Genomic DNA, 17,435 nt, shown 5'->3' with positions numbered 1-17,435 from the left:
ATCAAATGTTCAAAAACAACCGTAAGAATCAAAGTGCAGTACACAAAACCCTTCTAGAGAATTTACATGTTCGACTTGTTGAAATAAAGCAGTTGGCGGAGAGTAGAAATCTATTATCTAAACAGATAGTAACATTTATAAAAAATGAGCTTATTCGCTGCAGATCCGATGTAAATGCTGTAAAACATGCCAACAAGGAAGTTCCTCTATTCAATCTTCAAAATGAGATCGAATCAATCATCAATGATATTGAGTATGGAATAGATGAACAGGCGTTGTCGCATGGTGCGACCATGTTGTCTTCATTTTATCCGGAACTACAAAGGTATATCAAAGAATCTACTAAGATCGAAATATTTGCTGGTTTTGAGAAAATGGAGCCTGGTGATGAAGCTGAAATACCTGGAGTAAGTTATGGAGTTAAATTGCTTTTAGAAACCGGTGAGGAGCGTATTCATATCTTAAAATCATCTGGTGATGGCTGTCTAATGAGTGATATGTCAAATGAACGTAGAAAAAGAACACTTAATGTAGCCATTGCTGTAGTTTCGGATATTCTTCACGCCATCGACCCTCATGGAAAAAGCTTTAGCAGCCTTGATATTTCGATTCGTACAGACATTGAAATTTTTGGTTTTACTGTTCCAAGTGGTTGGAAGGTTCAGCAACCACCAGCCTCAGTCCCAGAGGTTCATCATGGGGACTTCAAAATTATTCCTCCGAGTTATTTCGAATATATAGTAGATAAGAAATTGAGATACAACATCTTCAACGATCAGGTGATAGTTATATTTTCAATTGAAAAGAATCTTCCTTATCAATATCGGGAATTCGGTGTTAAGTTTATTCAGGGTGAGGAAATCAAAACGAAAATTGTGTTATTCGAAACTGTTGCTAACGATGTATCTTTTATCGTAAGCAGAATGAACTACACTATCTTGTTTGTAGAACAGTTTATTTTTAAACATATTATTCAGAAGGACTTTAGGGACTTTAGTGATTTAAAGGTTATGATTGAGACAGACTTTGATACTGAAGATCTGTACAATCCACATCAATTCGAAATCATAAAACAATAATTACGATATCATTGCGAACAAACTATAGCCGGTTGTACTTAATCAGCAGTTATTATCAAGGACCTCTCGAATTTCACCTTTACAGAAGATGAAGACTCATATCTGGAAGCAGTGTGGGTAAATGGGTTAGAAGATTATTCAATTGAATCAGATTTCTATTCAGTAGAAGCTAAAGATGGCCACAGAATCTCTTTGAGAGTATGTGGCCATTTACTTCTTATTTAGTGTTCAGTCTTTCTTAATAATTAGCATCTTGAAGCACTTGCCTATTCATATTTATGGTAAAATTCATCGTGTGGATCGAAACAAATAATCATATTAAGGAGTAAATCATTTGACGCAAACAGATAAATATATACGAATCGTGAGATACGCAAACGAGCAATTTCAGCTAAGAGAGTTTATACTTTCAGAATACATATATCACGGTGTTGTCAACTACAGTGAACCAGTAGAAATTCAAATTGATTCCGACCCGCTTTTGACATCAAAATCCTCCACTATAGAAGCTTGTTATTGCCATTTCTATCTATTTGACACTAAAGCATTTGGTCCGAAAGGGATTATGGGTATGAGGGAGGGACATGACCTTAATATCGGCTACATGCCAGTAGATCAGCCTGTTTATGTCCGTGCAGTGAATGAGAAGAATCAACCCTTTATAAAATATTACCGAATGGCAGAGAATCCGTTTGATCATGTAATGTACAGGTTTGATGAGCAATCTACTACCGACAGATTCACCTGGGTTAAAATGAAATTGAGTGATGCTGTTCAACGTAATAAGGAGTATCTGAAGCACAACGAGGTCGTACCTGAAAAATTAAGTGAAATGTTGCTGACTACTGATAGCAAAAGCGCACTTACTGATGTCATACATAAAGACTATAGCTATTCATTCCACAAAAAATACCCACCAACCAAAGAAGACACGAATAAATCATTTTTCAGCAGGCTTTTATTTAGATGATTTTAGGTCGTTACAAGGAGAGGACTTACCCGAATATGGCTAGCGAACTTAATAAACACACAATGAAATCAACACCGAACAATCTTCTTAATGCATTACACGAAGTTCGTCAAAAAATTCTTGTTCAACATGGGCTGGAAGTGACCATTAATATTACAATTCATAATTGGAATTCCACCCTTCATTTGGCCGGTGTCGTGCTACAGGATATGACAGGAAGCCATAAGAAGGATTGGCTGTCCGGACATCTTGAGATACCCGATAAACTCGGCAAAGGCACTTTGCATTGTTTTGAGGCTACGGGTCTGGGAGTAAATAAAGGGCTTTGTATTACGATTTACAAACATACGGACCGAAGAAAGCACTCACATACTCCATCTCGTACCTCAACAAAACGATTTGGACCCGTTGCAATGGCCATTAACCAAATCCATGCAGTCTTATATAATCTATATGGGGTCACTGCTAGAATCAAAATTGAGAGCGAAGTTAGCTGCACAAACGAATGGAATGAAAAAGATCATCCGGAAATTAACGAAGAATTCATAGCTGAAACGCTCTCAGCAATACGTACAGGCACCAAATGGACGGAACAGATAGAAGAGGTTCGGTTCTCCCCAACTCACGGTAGAAAGTACTTTAAACTGTTAGGTCCAAACACGGAGTTTAAAATTTCATGCTTGCTCGACAAACCAAGCTAAACACTGGGACAGTCACATCTCACTAACAGCCATCTTAACCAGGCTATGAGTGTAGCTAATATTTCAAAATAAAATCTAACGACTAGAGGGTAATTCATGGCGACTTTAAACAACATTGCAAAAGCTTTTTTATATTCCTGTAAAAGAAAAGATTCAAATGAGATGAGTTATTTAGTCGACGTGCCGCTAAAAAACCTGATAGATAGTTTATCTACTCATCCCAATTTCGCTGGACGTATCGCTTTAGAGCTGACAGAGAACTTCCTATGTGGATATGCTCAAGAATCTGCTATTAGAGAGAAGGAGCGATATGATAATGATGACGTAATCGTATTGCTGGATTCATTATCTCAATGCCTCGAAAATAATCGTATCGATAACTGGATTCTAATCCCTCTGAGAAATGCCCATCTGTCTTCCTCAGTCCGGTATAAAAGCTTCTTCTTCTTGTCTGGTAATCTTGAGGAAAAGGCGAATACCTTAAGAAAACTCGGTAAAATCTCAAAAATGAAGACTCAAGAAATCATGAATTACATGATGCGTAAGTCACCTGGTTTTTTTGAACACCCAATTCTTGCAATTCGGGTAAAGGATCACTTTGAAAGTGTACATCAGGATGTGCAGAATCAGGCTTTTTATTCTATCGCTTTTCTCCATGCCATATATTGGGGTCAAATCTATCCAGAATACCCGTATCCATTTACGCGCCGGTTCTGGGGAAAGAAAACAGATCACATGATGCTATTTGGTAAAAGAGAATTTCAGAATATGATTATCCCATTCAGAATTGATGCTAACTGTGATTTGAATCTGGATTGGCTGCTTGAAAAGAAGAAATTTAAATTATTTGATTCTCTCTATCAGAGTTTTTTGACTAACAGAAGATCAAACAAACTCCGAGCAAAATTTCGTAGCGGTTTTAAATTTTTCAAAAAGGCTATTGAATCTGAAGAAAGAGCAGATTTCTTTGAAAGACTAGGTTTACCCGTTATGAACCTGGTTATTGCATCAGAGACAGTACTCTTACCCGCAAATGCACCAAAACGTTTTCAGCTGTCTTTCTTAATGCCTGGGTTAACTAAATTACCTGATTTAACTGAATCAGACGGGGCTTTACTAACGAGTGACATGTATACTTTAAGATCAGAGTATGTTCATGGAGGGACAGAAATCTATCATGATTTTGATGATGGGTTCGGGCCTGGGGAACTAACGACGAAGTATACACGGTATAAGCGTATGGTAGCCAAATTATTGATCACATATCCGTACTATGAAAACTTCGTAGTAACACTTTCTGAGACGAGTTCAGTAGATATTATAGAATGGCATGCTTACTTGCAAAGAAAGTTACTTAGGAGCAGACCCATTAATCCGGACCTCTGGGATCGTATTAAACCAATAAAGAAGAAATGTCCTGTCTGTGGGGCTCCAATAAAGAGATAGTTAGCTCTCAACGCGAATTATGGTTATCTGTATCATAATGATGTTTGACAAAGCAGATACGTAAAAACCCACCTCATAAGGTCGGAAGCCAGACGGTGGGTTGCGCTTGAATAGCAATATTTAATTCATGATTGCCGTGGCTTGCCACAGTCTTTCGAGTCTCAAGATTCTTCACCTTTGGCACGCACATCAAGGATAGTATATTAATACCACGGATCAATGATGTTATACAAGTAAAAATCAAGCTATGAAACGAATCAGATCAATTCAATAAGTGAAACGGATACATTCCTGTATTAGGCTGTGTATTTCATTTTCATTTCTATTTAGGATCAGTAGTATACATAGGGGGAGATAAGCATATCTATTACATCTTTACTCAAAAATAATAAGGCATTGAAAGAACTTTATCGTACCATTCCAAAACTAAAACCACTCATCCGCTTCAAGAATAGCAGTTGTACGGACCTGGCTAAGTTTCCAATCAAGGGACCCTTGTTAAGCAACAACCCCACACTAATCGGACACGCCTATGACGACTTTTGTCAACTCTATTGTCAGCGACTCAACTATTCATTACAACAAGTTGTAGAACCGTTTGATTATGATGAGACCATTGATTTACCTATTAGCATACAGCTGGACACTATACTAAACCAGGGCCTATATGTTCGAGGCCTAAAAGCATGGGACCACGATATGACTGAGCAAAGCATCATTAACGGTAAGATAGATCAAGCCTATCGATCAGGCATTAACAATGATGATTTACTTTCTATTCAAGAGGATGACTTTCAAGATATGGAGTCTTTGATCAGAATAACCTACGATACCACTCAAGCTTTCGTTGCAGAAACAACATTTATATCCCGACCTACATTTGGGCCGGAAATATCCTACCTCGTTGGAGGGGCCGATGCTGACCTCATCATAGATCAGACCTTAATAGACATTAAGGTTAACTCAAGTCTCTCATTCCAAAGTTACCCTTGGCATCAACTACTTACATATTATATTTTGGGCCAACTTACCCCAGGTTATACAACCCAAATTTCAAGACTTGCTGTATGGAATCCGAGATATGATGTCATGATGTACATTGAGATCCAGGATATAATGCAAATACTGAACTTTGATACTTTTGTTGGAGAGTTTATAAGAATACTGGAGCTTTTTCATGCAAATCATGAGAATGATCCAATGACGAATCGATGTCTAGATATAATTAAAACAATGTGGGAATAAGGAGAGATCTAAGAACTTTATTCAGAAACATTCTAAACATTGAATAGACAAGGCTTCAGCTCAAGTTAAAGAAAGCAGCATTCACATAAAATGTGGGAATGCTGCTTTTTGTTTTGAGCAATATAAACTATTCCTCCCGAAAGTTGCTGCTTGGCCTCGATAATTATATATTGTTGTTGCAAACAAAACTGATTCTTGAAATATGTCCAAATAGCCGCATCATTTTGATTTAATTGAAAAGGAGTACTCAGTGAAAATATATACTCATTTATTATCATCAGATCCTTTTTTTACGCATCTCCAAGGTGAAGCAGGATATTCTGAATCACAAACTATAACATCTATCGATCCTAGACTACATAATACAGTTTATAGTATGTTGCAGCAGTTCGAAGAAATCCACCTATTTAAGATAATGCTTGGACTATTTTTTATATTTCTATTCGTTCAAGCTTTACGATTTTACTTAATTATGTTTAGAGATCTGCATCCAAAAACCTCTAGAACACCTCCAATTTCTAAAACGAAAGTACCCAAAAGAACAAAATATAAGAAATATCAACACGTAACTAAAAGTGATGATGGACTAGGGTACTGGGGGAAGGGCTACGGTGGCGATATGTCATACGTACCTTTAACAGCCTTGTATCCAGAAGGAACAGATATGGACGAGGTGGAAAAACTGAAGAAGAGAGAACCACAGCAGGGTAAGCATAAAGATTAGGACCATATCGAGGAAGTCCTCGATATGATCATTTGGGAGGAAGAACAGTCATGAGTATTAAGCGAGATGTGAACGGATATAAGGTGTTCGAATTACCGAACGGAGAACAGTTGCTTTGGGCTGAAGAGGATCGGGTTATGTTTGTCCGGTTAAGTGAAAACGGAACACCACTTACAATCGACCCGGATAACGAGTTTGAGGATATGTTGGTAGCACTGGAGTATGCGAGTATTGAACGGGATCGGCTACACGATGAAAACCAATCTCTACGCCGCTCTCTCACAAGCGAAGCGGTCAAGGATGCTAAATACAACACAGAAATCATGCGGCTCCGCAAAGAGATTGAAGAGAAAGAAGGATTTCTCAAGGGTAGACAGCACACAATAAATCGACTAAAAGAACATAACGAGGAAATAGCATCAATGGGTATTCGGCAGGGGGAACAAATTTCCCGTTTGCTACAGTTGGAAAAAAAGCAGGCCAAGGTGCTTGAAGAGACACAGAAAGAAACTGAATTCCACCGTAATGCAGCTAAAATCTACCGCAAGGCAACAAGTGATATACACAACACTTTACGCAGGGTAGATTCAGAAAATGCGCTAAAACGCGTAGAAACGATTATCGAATTGGCTTTGGCTCAGGAAGGAGAAGAGCAACAAGATCAAAAAATTCTTGAAGCGCATAAGACCACCTGAAGGCCGCGTAAATATGGAGGTTTTTCTAAATGGGTGATTATACTGAATTGAAAACCAATTTTCATTTAAAATGCACGACACCTACTGAAGTAATCGATATATTACAGTATATTGCTAATAAAGAAGCTGACATTCCAACTCTACCAGAACACGGACTTTTCAAGTGTCCCCGATGGAAAGAATTATTTGACAGCACTTCTTCCAGCATCAATATTGGAAGCTGTGCTGAAGTATACAATACCGACACCAGATATCATATCCATACGCAATCTAACTTTAAAAATTATAGTCACGAAGTCCAACTATTCTGGGACTGGATTTCTCCTTACATTGACAGTCCTGTTGGCAAACAGTTGGGGGAGATTACTACAGACGATACTTTCGAAGTTATAATTATGGAAGATAACCATACTGTAGTATTTCTAAGGCAAGATAAGAAAGAAGATCATTGCTTTTGGGAGGGAATAAAGTGCTCATGCAAAACGTCACTACAGCCTATTTCATACTTAATGGATTCATTGCATTTTACGAACTATTTATGTTTTACTCTGGAAAGAAAAAAGCACCGGTTGATCCACCTGTATTCATCAACCGTTTGGGTCAGGCTACAAAAACATTTCTTATTGTTATGTATCATTTTCTGGTGAATCTTATCTTTGGAACTGTATTCCTGTTAGGGAAGACGCAGAAACGAACTAAAATCTCATAGCATAGTTTAGAGCCAGAATAAGCCGTTAGTCTCAACTGCTTATTCTGGCTCTATTTTATATCAGTTCATCTGCCAATCTTTCAATTTTTCTAGTGATATCGTGTGTTTATCCAAAGCTTCACTGGGAACAAAATACGCATGTCCGTCAAGAGTAAACGTATAATCAACCCCACTAAAACTTGCAATTGATGGATTAGGGGAGTAAGGATTCTTCACCACCACAAGATTTCCCCTACGTTCAATATGCGTCTGATCTAGTCGATATCTTCTTCCTGTCGCTAATGGCAAGGTATCCCTCGTGGCCATATCTTCTAGATTGCCCTTTTCGTCATTAAACTTATGGATGCCGATTCTAACCATTGTAAGTAATGACAAGCGGAAAGCATTGGAATAAGTACTGGATCTCCTCTCAAATGGGTCAATCAGATCGTAGATTAATGTATTTTGATACCCTAACCCAACTGACGTGATCTCCATCTCATACTCCGTTCCATTGAACGTATATCGAATCTTTAGGTCACCAGCATCGTTTAAATTAATACTCGATGTGTTGTGAATTGTCGCATTACGCAGCAATTTATATAACCGGAAAGAATCATGGAGCACCTGACCGTCAAGAGATCTATTTTCCTCTAATTTTAAAAGCTTCCTAAGATAGCTCTTTCCTTCCAACTCCGGATATATTCTCTCTACATAGGTATCTATAATGCTAAATAAAATGAATGTTTTTATTGAAAAGTTATCTTTGATGGCCGCAGTTGAGATGTACACTTGGGACAAAGAATTTGTAATAGTGTATGTCCCATCTGAATGTGGTTCAACCGAAATAACTTCCGGATAACAGATTTCTATATCCGAGCGTTTAATAAAATCAATCATTTGCTGACCAAATAAAGATTGCACCGAACTATCATCCTCTCCGTGATCCATAGAGAACAATTACGCAGCAATAAGCAGCAGGTTTCATCCTAATATTTAGTAAATAAAGTAGCAGAGCGTAGCCTCGATAAATTGAGAAAAACTGTTTAGTATAACTGATGCTGAACCAAAAAAATGACTGAATTTCAGAGCTATTCATGTCTCCCAGAAGGGAACAGACATATATACTATAGTTTTTCATCGGTTGTCAAGGGGGGATTTACAGGAACAATTTGAGTAGTTTATAACAGAGATATAACATTTAAGGAGATGAGCTGATGACAAAACAAACAAGTAATAAACCAGGTAAAGGAAAAGGTGCTGGGGTTGATCGGAAAGCCCTGAAGGGCATCCATGATTCGATGGTTAATGCAACTCTCAGCAAAGAGGTAGGAGACTATATTCTTGAGAAGTTAGAATGGACAGATTACTATAAGGCCAACTACAAATGATGTAAACTAGTTGGAACGTTTGATTCAAAAAATACATGAATCACATAACTCGTTCAACTTCAAAGTCGCTAAATTGGCGGCTTTTCGTTTTACCTTTGGTTCAACCTGGAGTACCATTAAGTGTGTACGGATCAAATCTTCTGGGAATATAGAAAATTCATCATAGAATTAATCATTGCTCACATGCTTGTACATAATTGGAGGTATACCCATGCAAAGTTGTAATCATTATAAAATTTTGGGGGAACTTTTTGCTGAAGCGATTGACATCATTGTTACAGATGGACGACAGCTCGAGCTATATGCACTTATTGTGTCTATCGAAACTTATGAAAAATTGAATCTGATCGAGGATGATCAACTTTGCCTGGATTGTGATGCCTGTTTGACTTATCTCGAGAACAGGCGACTAGTGCGTGGCTTTCTTGAAGAAAAGGGAGATTCCACTTGGGTAAGACAACAAATGCACCTGGTGAATATTTTTAGAGCTTCTGATGAGGTTTCTCGCCATAATTATTCGTTTGAGCTTCATTCAAGCGACTTCGTCCGTTCCCCCTATACACAAAAACATAAGCTGCTTGTCTACTTAGATCAAAATGTATTGGATAAATACCATAAGAAAGAACACACCGAGATCAATAAACTAATATCTCCAGGATACGCAGAAATTCAATATGTGTATAGTCCATCTCATTTAGAAGAAATAAACCGAATGAGTGACCACAATCAAGAACAGCATGTTTTGAATACAATTCGAACGGTTACCTCTTCATTATTTATTTCTAATTTCAATGGAAATGAATTAAGTCTCGCATATGAAGATCCGGAACTCGGTTTGGCCAGGGTACTCAAAAATCCTGAAATCGCTCGAGATGTTGAAAACCTCCGTATGTTGCAAACCGAAACAAGAGAAGTATTTTATCCTGAACACAAAGACAAGGACCACACAAGAAAATTAAACGACACAAGGGTCGCAGCTCATCCATGGGTCATTAGTGTATGTGAGCGTTTTGAAAGAAAAGAGATGCTAGATAAGTTAGGACGTATAAAAAACTATTCTTATGTTTCCCAGGCCATACACGCTTTGGTAAAAGCTTTAGATGACATAGGGTACAAAACTGACAATGAAGTACGTACGAGACGAAGCAGCGCACACGACAATGAGCACATGAAATATGCTGCAGGTACTCATCTCTTTGTAACAATGGATAACAAATTCAGGGATCGATCGCAGTTTATCTATGAGCAGTTGGGAATCAGCACTAGAGTTATGCATTGGGATGACTATGCTGAGTATCTGGATTCCATAAAGCTTAAGTGACTGTGCTATTCAAATATCTTACCTTTCAATTTTTCCCTTCACCTCAAGACATAGAGTACTTATATAGTCGGGATTCTCCATTGAATACAATGGCTATAAATTTGACTGATCATTCAGAAAAATATATAAATAATGTATACTCAAGGGAAAGATTTGACGGTTAAAAAGACGAATGGGGAACTGTGGGATTGGGGCATTCCGAACTTATAGGACCATATGAAGTCTAAATATTATAATCATAATCATGCGAAGCACGCATTTATCCACTGGATATCTACGTGCTTTTTTCTTTTATTATTCTGTGACAACTAGGAGGAGGAGATTTGCATTGAACATTCTACAAAGCGTAATGGTTACTTACATGATCTTCAATATTTTCATTGCACTAAATCGAATAATGAAATTTCTGTTCAGCAGAAAACCGAGTGCTTCTCAGATTGAACTTGAGAGAAATCTAAGCTCATCTCTGTATTTTGTAGGACTGCTGCTAGGCGTGTTAATAAACCTATTATTTGGAACGCTTCTATATCTATTGAAGTGGGGGAGCGATCTGAAGAAATTGATAAGCACCAATAAGAACTAAAAAGAGGAGTTAACTCATGAACGATATGTCCAGCCTGATTGCCTTATTCTTTTTGTTTATTTCATATATTTTTTTAAAGTATGGGCTGCCTATTCTATTAGTCATCGTTGGGTATTTCATTTTTAAACGATATAGGAAAAATACGCAAACAAGTAAAAACAAAAAACCAAATCAACCCGTTAAGCAAGGTAATTTAAAACCATAATTCACATCTCACTGTGAAATACTTCGTTAGGATTCGGTTATGATCCTTCATATGACAAGGAATGTTGTAAGCCTCTAATTACATGCGTAATCAAATATAGTGTAAAGATGTATACAAACCTAACAATTCAGTGTAGACGCTTGTAGACAAGAACCTGGACACGCACAATCTGTGTCTTGTTGCTGGAAAGAGTATTGGATCACGCTTAGACGATTCCCCAATAAATCAATAAGGATGGGTTGCTATTATGAAGAAACGTCAAATCAAAAAGAATGAAAAGTTACATGTTAAGCTGTACACGTCTGATGAATTCGGTCTACTCACTATGACCTCCGATGAAAGAGACGCTGCATACAAAGATTATCAAGATAAACGAAATAAAATGGCGAATACTAGGTACCGTATCTTAAAAAATATGAAACCTCTCCATTATTTTTTTCCCTTCGGTAAAAAATTCTATAAGCACTTTACCAGATCCAGAAAGCTTACTTCTGGTCCAAGGGGCAGTTTCAATACTCAATCAGCTACAGACATCATCCAGTAATATGAAGGATATTCAATTATTATTGTAGGCAGGTACATATAAAAATTGTCAGGAGAGTGTAATGGGAAAATATGAGGTAGTTAAGACACAGGATGGCTACACTGTTGATCTTGGAGATGGCACAAGTATTTCAGTAAGCCAGCATGAAATAGACAATAGTATTGAAAAGCCGGCGTCGAAATTCAAATGGAAAAATGCACTACAAAATGTGAGAACAAAATTACAGATCCCTAAACCGATCCGTTCCCTGATGTTTCTTAGAACAGAGGAAGAACGTTTGAATTATCTGAGAAGTATGCCTTCACGATCTATTGAGTCCCTTACAACTGCAATTGCTTATGTACTTCTTAAGGGAGATATCCTTGAAAGAGTAGTGGGGACAGGGATTGCTCTACCACAGACGGTTTCCACTTATATCAAAGAAATTGATTCTAAAGCTAAGCAGTATGGTGAGCTGACAGTGAAAAATGTGAAGATGGCCATCCAAACAACGAAAAACATTGTAGGAGCTACGGCCGTTGTTCTTTTTGGTATTGCTCTTCTCACAAATCCTGCTGTTCTAACATTCTTACTGCCCACTCTATTAGCAGCTGATGTGTTGTGGTTGTTTGTGAATTTCTCAGATAAGAAACATAACTAAGAAATAGCCAACTCTCATATAAATAAAAAAAGGAGGGGCCCGATCGGGCTCCTCTCTGTCTATTTCCCCCAAAACTGAACTGAAGTGACTGGCTCAGACCATCTAGGTTGGAATGTTGATCGAATTTTAGCGTCGATACCCCATCTTCCATATACACCATTCTTGTTAGCTTGGGGTTTTTCAGTATGCTGGATGAAGACAAGAATTTTTCTGAAATGCTTTCTGTCTCTTTTGTTCCTGACATCATTCAAAGCAGTTCTTACGTTTGATAGTGTTTTCATGATTATCCTCCTAGTGAAACGGATTATTTTGTACATCTCACACTACTCAAACCTTAAAGAACAGCTCAATAATATATTGGCTACATACAGTATAAGAATTCTACAGAATTAGTCAAGCATTAATTGTACTGAGCTCCATTTCACTGTGTATTTTTAATATTGAATTAAGAGGAAAGATGATCATATAATGGAGTAACGTATTCTCACGAAATGGAATGATATAATTGAGACTCGAAGTTGAAGTAGAAAACTACATAATTGACTGTATCTCTTATAGAATTAAAAGTGAAATGGAGATTGAGGATATTGTGAGCCCTTGGCGAGTCAAGAAACAATTGATCGGCTACAAAATCTTTGACGGCGATGGCAAATTTATTGGTGAGTTTGATAAGGACAATCAGCCTGTGACGAAACTGACTCTTGAAGTTGAAGTCAAAGATTATCAGACTGACTATGTTCAGTATCGATATGAAAGCAATGCAGAGCTTCAACCCATCCTAGACAGTTGGAGAAAAGACAACAAGTTGCTTGGATATAAGCTTATTGCATTAGACGGTTCGACGATTGATGAATTTGATGCAAATGATTGTCTGATTTAACCATACTGATTGCTTCTCTCCCCTGATCCGTTTAATTAATTTATGGTAAGTGTAAAGTTGCTAATCTAATATCTAATGACAAAGACGCCGCTATTATAGCGGCTTTTTTCTTTACATCCATATTTAATAGGTTATATGCACAAGACAAAAACAGACCAGCTTATCTATCGTGAGTTATACTAATTTGTTTACGGTCCCTCTGATGATTAACACGTTCAAAATACACCCTTATTGGGATACCTAAGTGCTCACAAAGTAGAAGTTCTGCAATCGCTACTAATCACTGAAACATCTATCGTTGTAGTTCACAGGGGAATAGGTGATAACAAAGCACCACTCTAGCTCAAAACTTGAAGACTGGACTCGATAATTATATATTGAGTGTGCTTCCTACATATAAAGGGACAATCAGAAAAAACATTTAAAGAAGGAGGAGGAGAACACTTCTCATGTTAGATACTCGAAAGATCGTAGCTTGTTTGATATTAGCAACTATTCCCGTTTCAATTTTTAATCTTGTTATGCATTTCTACTCAGAAGGAACAATTAGTCTTATTATAATCAGTTTCCTAGCCTTAAGGGTGCTCATTTTGAAGTATTATTTTTCTGATGTTGTGGCAGACATCTTTAAGAACATACGAAAGAATTACTTTAAATGAACCAGACGGAGCTTCCTGCTTCCTAAAGTACGGCTTGATACGATGGCTCTATGAATTCATACACTGAGCAGCTTCTCAACATGGGAATATTACTTTAAATAATCATTAAGAGAGGAGCATCCCCTTTGTTAGATTTACGGACTATAATCACTTGTTTAGTTATGGCATCTATACCTACTTCAATTTTTCTTCTTATTCTTCAGTTTTGTACGCTCGGTTCGATTAGTGTCTACATATTGACTGCACTTTTCATTAATGCCATCACATTGAATTATTTTTATCGTGATGTTGTAGTAGACATTTTTAAAAACATACGAAGTAATTACTTTAAATGACCCTTGATTATTTATTAAAAGTAGAAGGTGTTCAGTAAACCTGGAGGGCTTAAGATGAAAGGTTTGTTTTCTACACTTAACAAAATTGATGATACACTCATGAATATTATGTTTTTTGCTTGGTTGGTCGTCGTTCCATGTTATTTATTTTTATCAAGTCAACATGATGTTAACCAGAGAGTACTTCAGATTGGTTTTGTTTCTATACTATACATTTCATTTTCCGCTTTCAAATTATTCACATCGAATCTAAAGATAGAGTATGCACTAAGGTTAATCTTTCTTATTTCCTACGCTTTCATTTTAATTAAGAATGTTAATCTATTTGAGCTAACATGGATTTACTGTACTTTACTTGGAATCGCATATATACAGGCTTTGTTACAATCCATAACTTCTGTTATTCGAATTTTTCTAAAAGATGATCCAAACTTAACCGCAGTCAACTTGAAGATACCAGAGAATTGATACACTCTTTAGAAATCTGTTAATTGAAGCTATAAGCTTGATTTAGTCATAGAGGTGTCATGTTGTCCATATGACGCACCGGAGGTAGCTGAAGGGTCTTGTGATGAATATGAGGGTCGATACAAGTTAGCCTCTTCTTTGGGAGACAAATAGGACCGAGTACATACAATAAGCCCGTTCGGGCACATCGGAGGTTGTTCACATGGTAGCTGGTATAATAGGTATACTTTCACAAATTGGTTTTGGTGTAGGAATTGCTCTAATATCTTTAGGTTTTGTTAAGGGATCTAAAGGTGAAGGACCGTATAATTGGAGAGCTGTAATCAATGGCAGTTTAATTGTCGGATTATTCCTGGTTGTAGTTTGTTTGTACTGGTTATACAAATTGACTGGAAGATTTTTATTTTTCTTCTAGGTTAAGCTCCATGGGCGATTTATTCGATAATATGCTAGTGTTAGAATACAAAGGATTTTAAGGGAGGCAACCAGGGATGATTGGAAGAAATGAACTATGTCCTTGTAGTAGTGGCAAAAAGTATAAACACTGTCACATGAATAAACCGCTTAAAGAAGATATTGCGTTCTCCATCGAGGAACTTCATTTCTTTCAAATCAACACGCTTAAAGTAGCAAAAAAGCAAGTACAAGTGTTTGAAAAGAACATCCAAATAATTCAATTTCCGAATAATAAAATCATATTTAAGAATATGTATGATGCATTAGAGCATGCTGCATCTTCATCAATTATGGTTAACCCAATACATCGCTATGGTGCTCAAACTTATAGTCGAATTCACCCATCTGGCATTGGAAGCATCCAATTCACCTGGAGTATTCCCGTTTTCGATCAGATTGTCGCTAGTGGTGAGATGAAAGCTGTGGGCTATAGCATAAAAGATCTAATGAAGCATATCAACATTGAAGAACTAACAGAAAAAGTTCTTGCTCATGCCGAATCCAACGATGATCCTGTATACATAATCAAGTACCAGGGGGGCCAAGAGCTTGAACAATGGGCAGTTGATGGTAATCACAGAATAGCCTCAAGGCATCATAAAGCTGAGTTGATCAATGGATATGTATTCAGCGAAGAACAACATATATCTGCACTATTGTTCGACTATATGCGAGTTGCATACACCGTACGCACTAACATAACTCGAATGCTCAATTACTCAGGAATAGGGAAGCCACCTGAGCTACTACCAATGTAATATGCTGTACATCCCCAGGTCGGATAATGTCCAGTAATGTGTCGGATCAAATAATTGAAGTTATCTTCTGAAGCTCGAACTGGAGGTTATTAATATAACATGGAATAAGAGCATTCTTACTTATGGTACTGTGGGAGTTTTTGTTGTCGGTGGGTGGTAATTTGGAATATTTTCAGGAATTCATGATATAGCAGTATATTACTTTGACAGTGCAGTTGATATACTAACACTTAGTACTGGAAACAAAACAACCGCTACATGGGCGGTTTCAGCAATTTTGGCAATAGGTGCCTTAACTCAATTTGCAGACCTTATTCTTGATCAGAGAATGAAGAGGATCAAGATAGAAACCGCACGGAACATCAAGGAAAGACGTAACACCAGAAGTGGTGACATCGGATAGTTGTAAATGAAAGACCTCACAGAAACAGGGGGAGTGACTTATGGAACGTAATTATAGGATATATTTTATCTTAGGGATTACACTTCACATCGGAAAAGCCAAGTGGCACGCAGGCATTTCCAAATCATTTGGTCTTTCCGGTTTAGCCATTTTTCGAATCGTGTTTTCGTTGGTTTTTGAAGGAAAAAATTGGTTTCGCATTCTGGAAAGTGACCACGGAGCGGAGCTGCTGGCACGTGTATTTGACCATGCCGCAGGCAAATACATCAAAGGCTACACCATGCTCACGCTCGGTTGGTCGGACGGTTTTAGCTTTGCACCGCTCGATTTCGTCATGCTGTCTTCCGCCAAACTGTCCAATCGTTTTTGCGAAATGGTTTCCCATCTCTCGAAGCGCAGCCATGGATACAAACGCCGAATGGAGTCTTTTTCACGTAAGCCTGATGCGGTTGTAGGCTTGCTTGATCAGGCTTTAAAAGCCGGCTTCACTGCAGATTACGTGCCCAAGAGCTGGTTTACGCAAGCTCCATTGCTCCGCCAGCTCGTGGGCAGCGGTCTGCCTGTAATTGGAATGGTCAACGAAATGAAGCAACGATATCTCGTACAGGGACAGCGAATGACGCTGAGTGCCGTGTTTCAAAGCGTGCCCAAGTCGAGTACAAACGATATCAAAGGTTCTGTGGTCGTGCATACTTCGTGCGGTCTGCCCGTGAAGCTTGTATTTGTGCGCAACCGGAATAAAAGACGGAATGGCTTGCTATTTTAAGCACAGACGTCACGCTGGATTCGACTGAAATTGTACGAATATATGGCATGCGTTGGAGTATTGAGACCTTTTTTAAAGTGACAAAGAGCTATTTGAAACTGGGAACCGAATTTGAACGGCGCGAAACCAGTGATGACCGCACACTCGGAAGACTCTTCTTTCTCTTTGCCGATGAGGTTTGCGATCTGGACTACCAGTCTGCGCTTCAGCAACTGATGAGTTTATTTCTCGAAATGTCCCAGGCGAAAACCAACAAGAATAAAGCATCTGTTTTTTGTCAACTACAAGAATGGATCTCTGGTTTACCTAGTTATATCAAGAGTTTGTTTGGAAATTTGAGCTGCGAAAGTTGAGAACATAATTATAAGAATTGACAATGACCGTATATGAGAATTGGTGATTTTTACTTTGCTTCTTTCTATATAAGATCGTTCATTGGATAATACTGCACTCTAATGTCCATTCTCTAAACACCTTT

17 protein-coding genes and 1 pseudogene are annotated in these 17,435 nt (G+C 37.8%); 16 read left to right on the top strand and 2 right to left on the bottom strand.

Translation table 11 applies throughout. The features are described 5' to 3' along the window. Nucleotides 1-5 precede the first annotated feature (5 nt). The 8 genes from OM416_RS19655 (at nt 6) to OM416_RS19620 (ending at nt 7,507) form a co-directional block, all read left to right on the top strand. On the top strand, nt 6-1,079 hold the full coding sequence (locus OM416_RS19655) for a hypothetical protein (RefSeq protein WP_264932339.1): 1,074 nt from the start codon (nt 6-8) through the stop codon (nt 1,077-1,079). Nucleotides 1,080-1,413: 334 nt separating this feature from the next. Beyond that, a complete protein-coding gene (locus OM416_RS19650) occupies nt 1,414-2,049 on the top strand; it encodes a hypothetical protein (protein WP_264932337.1) in 636 nt (211 codons plus the stop codon). A 35-nt stretch (nt 2,050-2,084) separates the two neighbouring features. Next, nucleotides 2,085-2,750 (top strand): hypothetical protein, encoded by a 666-nt coding sequence (locus OM416_RS19645; RefSeq protein WP_264932335.1) that lies wholly within the window; start codon nt 2,085-2,087, stop codon nt 2,748-2,750. A gap of 96 nt (nt 2,751-2,846) precedes the next feature. Next, nucleotides 2,847-4,196: a hypothetical protein gene (locus OM416_RS19640; RefSeq protein WP_264932333.1), complete on the top strand. Its 1,350-nt coding sequence runs from the start codon at nt 2,847-2,849 to the stop codon at nt 4,194-4,196. A 699-nt stretch (nt 4,197-4,895) separates the two neighbouring features. Continuing rightward, nucleotides 4,896-5,441, top strand: a complete 546-nt coding sequence (locus OM416_RS19635; RefSeq protein ID WP_264932331.1) for a hypothetical protein — start codon at nt 4,896-4,898, stop codon at nt 5,439-5,441. A gap of 250 nt (nt 5,442-5,691) precedes the next feature. Further along, nucleotides 5,692-6,165, top strand: coding sequence for a hypothetical protein (locus OM416_RS19630; protein ID WP_264932329.1), 474 nt, complete (start codon nt 5,692-5,694; stop codon nt 6,163-6,165). Nucleotides 6,166-6,215: 50 nt separating this feature from the next. Beyond that, nucleotides 6,216-6,860 (top strand): hypothetical protein, encoded by a 645-nt coding sequence (locus OM416_RS19625; protein ID WP_264932326.1) that lies wholly within the window; start codon nt 6,216-6,218, stop codon nt 6,858-6,860. Nucleotides 6,861-6,889: 29 nt separating this feature from the next. Beyond that, complete coding sequence (locus tag OM416_RS19620; protein WP_264932324.1) at nt 6,890-7,507, top strand: hypothetical protein; 618 nt, start codon at nt 6,890-6,892, stop codon at nt 7,505-7,507. A 122-nt stretch (nt 7,508-7,629) separates the two neighbouring features. On the opposite strand, the gene OM416_RS19615 is transcribed toward OM416_RS19620, so the two are convergent. Then, nucleotides 7,630-8,472: a hypothetical protein gene (locus OM416_RS19615; RefSeq protein ID WP_264932322.1), complete on the bottom strand. Its 843-nt coding sequence runs from the start codon at nt 8,470-8,472 to the stop codon at nt 7,630-7,632. A gap of 293 nt (nt 8,473-8,765) precedes the next feature. Here OM416_RS19615 and OM416_RS19610 point away from each other — a divergent pair, with 293 nt between their 5' ends. The 4 genes from OM416_RS19610 to OM416_RS19595 all read left to right on the top strand — a co-directional run bounded on the left by OM416_RS19610 (nt 8,766) and on the right by OM416_RS19595 (nt 12,232). Next, nucleotides 8,766-8,939, top strand: a complete 174-nt coding sequence (locus OM416_RS19610; RefSeq protein WP_264932319.1) for a hypothetical protein — start codon at nt 8,766-8,768, stop codon at nt 8,937-8,939. Nucleotides 8,940-9,150: 211 nt separating this feature from the next. Next, the gene (locus OM416_RS19605; protein WP_264932317.1) at nt 9,151-10,260 is read left to right on the top strand and encodes a hypothetical protein; all 1,110 of its coding nucleotides are present in this window, start codon (nt 9,151-9,153) and stop codon (nt 10,258-10,260) included. Between the two features lie 1,035 nt (nt 10,261-11,295). Then, on the top strand, nt 11,296-11,592 hold the full coding sequence (locus tag OM416_RS19600) for a hypothetical protein (RefSeq protein WP_264932313.1): 297 nt from the start codon (nt 11,296-11,298) through the stop codon (nt 11,590-11,592). Nucleotides 11,593-11,653: 61 nt separating this feature from the next. Next, nucleotides 11,654-12,232, top strand: coding sequence for a hypothetical protein (locus OM416_RS19595; RefSeq protein ID WP_264932311.1), 579 nt, complete (start codon nt 11,654-11,656; stop codon nt 12,230-12,232). 59 nt (nt 12,233-12,291) lie between these two features. Here the strand turns inward: OM416_RS19595 and OM416_RS19590 are convergent, their stop codons facing one another. Further along, complete coding sequence (locus OM416_RS19590) at nt 12,292-12,513, bottom strand: hypothetical protein (protein WP_264932309.1); 222 nt, start codon at nt 12,511-12,513, stop codon at nt 12,292-12,294. A 308-nt stretch (nt 12,514-12,821) separates the two neighbouring features. Between OM416_RS19590 and OM416_RS19585 the strand changes: the two genes are divergently transcribed. From OM416_RS19585 to OM416_RS19570, 4 genes and pseudogenes are all read left to right on the top strand, one after another. Then, nucleotides 12,822-13,112, top strand: coding sequence for a hypothetical protein (locus OM416_RS19585; RefSeq protein WP_264932307.1), 291 nt, complete (start codon nt 12,822-12,824; stop codon nt 13,110-13,112). Nucleotides 13,113-14,776: 1,664 nt separating this feature from the next. Further along, entirely contained in the window at nt 14,777-14,989 is a 213-nt protein-coding gene (locus OM416_RS19580) for a hypothetical protein (RefSeq protein ID WP_264932305.1), read from the top strand. A 76-nt stretch (nt 14,990-15,065) separates the two neighbouring features. Further along, nucleotides 15,066-15,788, top strand: coding sequence for an SEC-C domain-containing protein (locus tag OM416_RS19575; RefSeq protein ID WP_264932303.1), 723 nt, complete (start codon nt 15,066-15,068; stop codon nt 15,786-15,788). A gap of 443 nt (nt 15,789-16,231) precedes the next feature. Continuing rightward, nucleotides 16,232-17,310 (top strand): annotated as a pseudogene (locus OM416_RS19570) (IS4 family transposase). The last annotated feature ends 125 nt before the right edge of the window (nt 17,311-17,435 follow it).

Source organism: Paenibacillus sp. LS1, from assembly GCF_026013365.1.
Classification (GTDB): Bacteria; Bacillota; Bacilli; order Paenibacillales; family Paenibacillaceae; genus Paenibacillus.
The sequence above is the reverse complement of the archived record's forward strand: the minus strand, read 5'-3'. Positions and strand labels throughout refer to the sequence as shown.

What these genes read in the sequence shown, in the direction of transcription:
- OM416_RS19655 (WP_264932339.1), top strand. Translation starts at nt 6, where the DNA reads ATGTTCAAAAACAACCGTAAGAATCAAAGTGCAGTACACAAAACCCTT.
- OM416_RS19645 (WP_264932335.1), top strand. Translation starts at nt 2,085, where the DNA reads ATGGCTAGCGAACTTAATAAACACACAATGAAATCAACACCGAACAAT.
- OM416_RS19640 (WP_264932333.1), top strand. Translation starts at nt 2,847, where the DNA reads ATGGCGACTTTAAACAACATTGCAAAAGCTTTTTTATATTCCTGTAAA.
- OM416_RS19635 (WP_264932331.1), top strand. Translation starts at nt 4,896, where the DNA reads ATGACTGAGCAAAGCATCATTAACGGTAAGATAGATCAAGCCTATCGA.
- OM416_RS19625 (WP_264932326.1), top strand. Translation starts at nt 6,216, where the DNA reads ATGAGTATTAAGCGAGATGTGAACGGATATAAGGTGTTCGAATTACCG.
- OM416_RS19620 (WP_264932324.1), top strand. Translation starts at nt 6,890, where the DNA reads ATGGGTGATTATACTGAATTGAAAACCAATTTTCATTTAAAATGCACG.
- OM416_RS19610 (WP_264932319.1), top strand. Translation starts at nt 8,766, where the DNA reads ATGACAAAACAAACAAGTAATAAACCAGGTAAAGGAAAAGGTGCTGGG.
- OM416_RS19605 (WP_264932317.1), top strand. Translation starts at nt 9,151, where the DNA reads ATGCAAAGTTGTAATCATTATAAAATTTTGGGGGAACTTTTTGCTGAA.
- OM416_RS19600 (WP_264932313.1), top strand. Translation starts at nt 11,296, where the DNA reads ATGAAGAAACGTCAAATCAAAAAGAATGAAAAGTTACATGTTAAGCTG.
- OM416_RS19595 (WP_264932311.1), top strand. Translation starts at nt 11,654, where the DNA reads ATGGGAAAATATGAGGTAGTTAAGACACAGGATGGCTACACTGTTGAT.
- OM416_RS19590 (WP_264932309.1), bottom strand. Translation starts at nt 12,513, where the DNA reads ATGAAAACACTATCAAACGTAAGAACTGCTTTGAATGATGTCAGGAAC.
- OM416_RS19580 (WP_264932305.1), top strand. Translation starts at nt 14,777, where the DNA reads ATGGTAGCTGGTATAATAGGTATACTTTCACAAATTGGTTTTGGTGTA.
- OM416_RS19575 (WP_264932303.1), top strand. Translation starts at nt 15,066, where the DNA reads ATGATTGGAAGAAATGAACTATGTCCTTGTAGTAGTGGCAAAAAGTAT.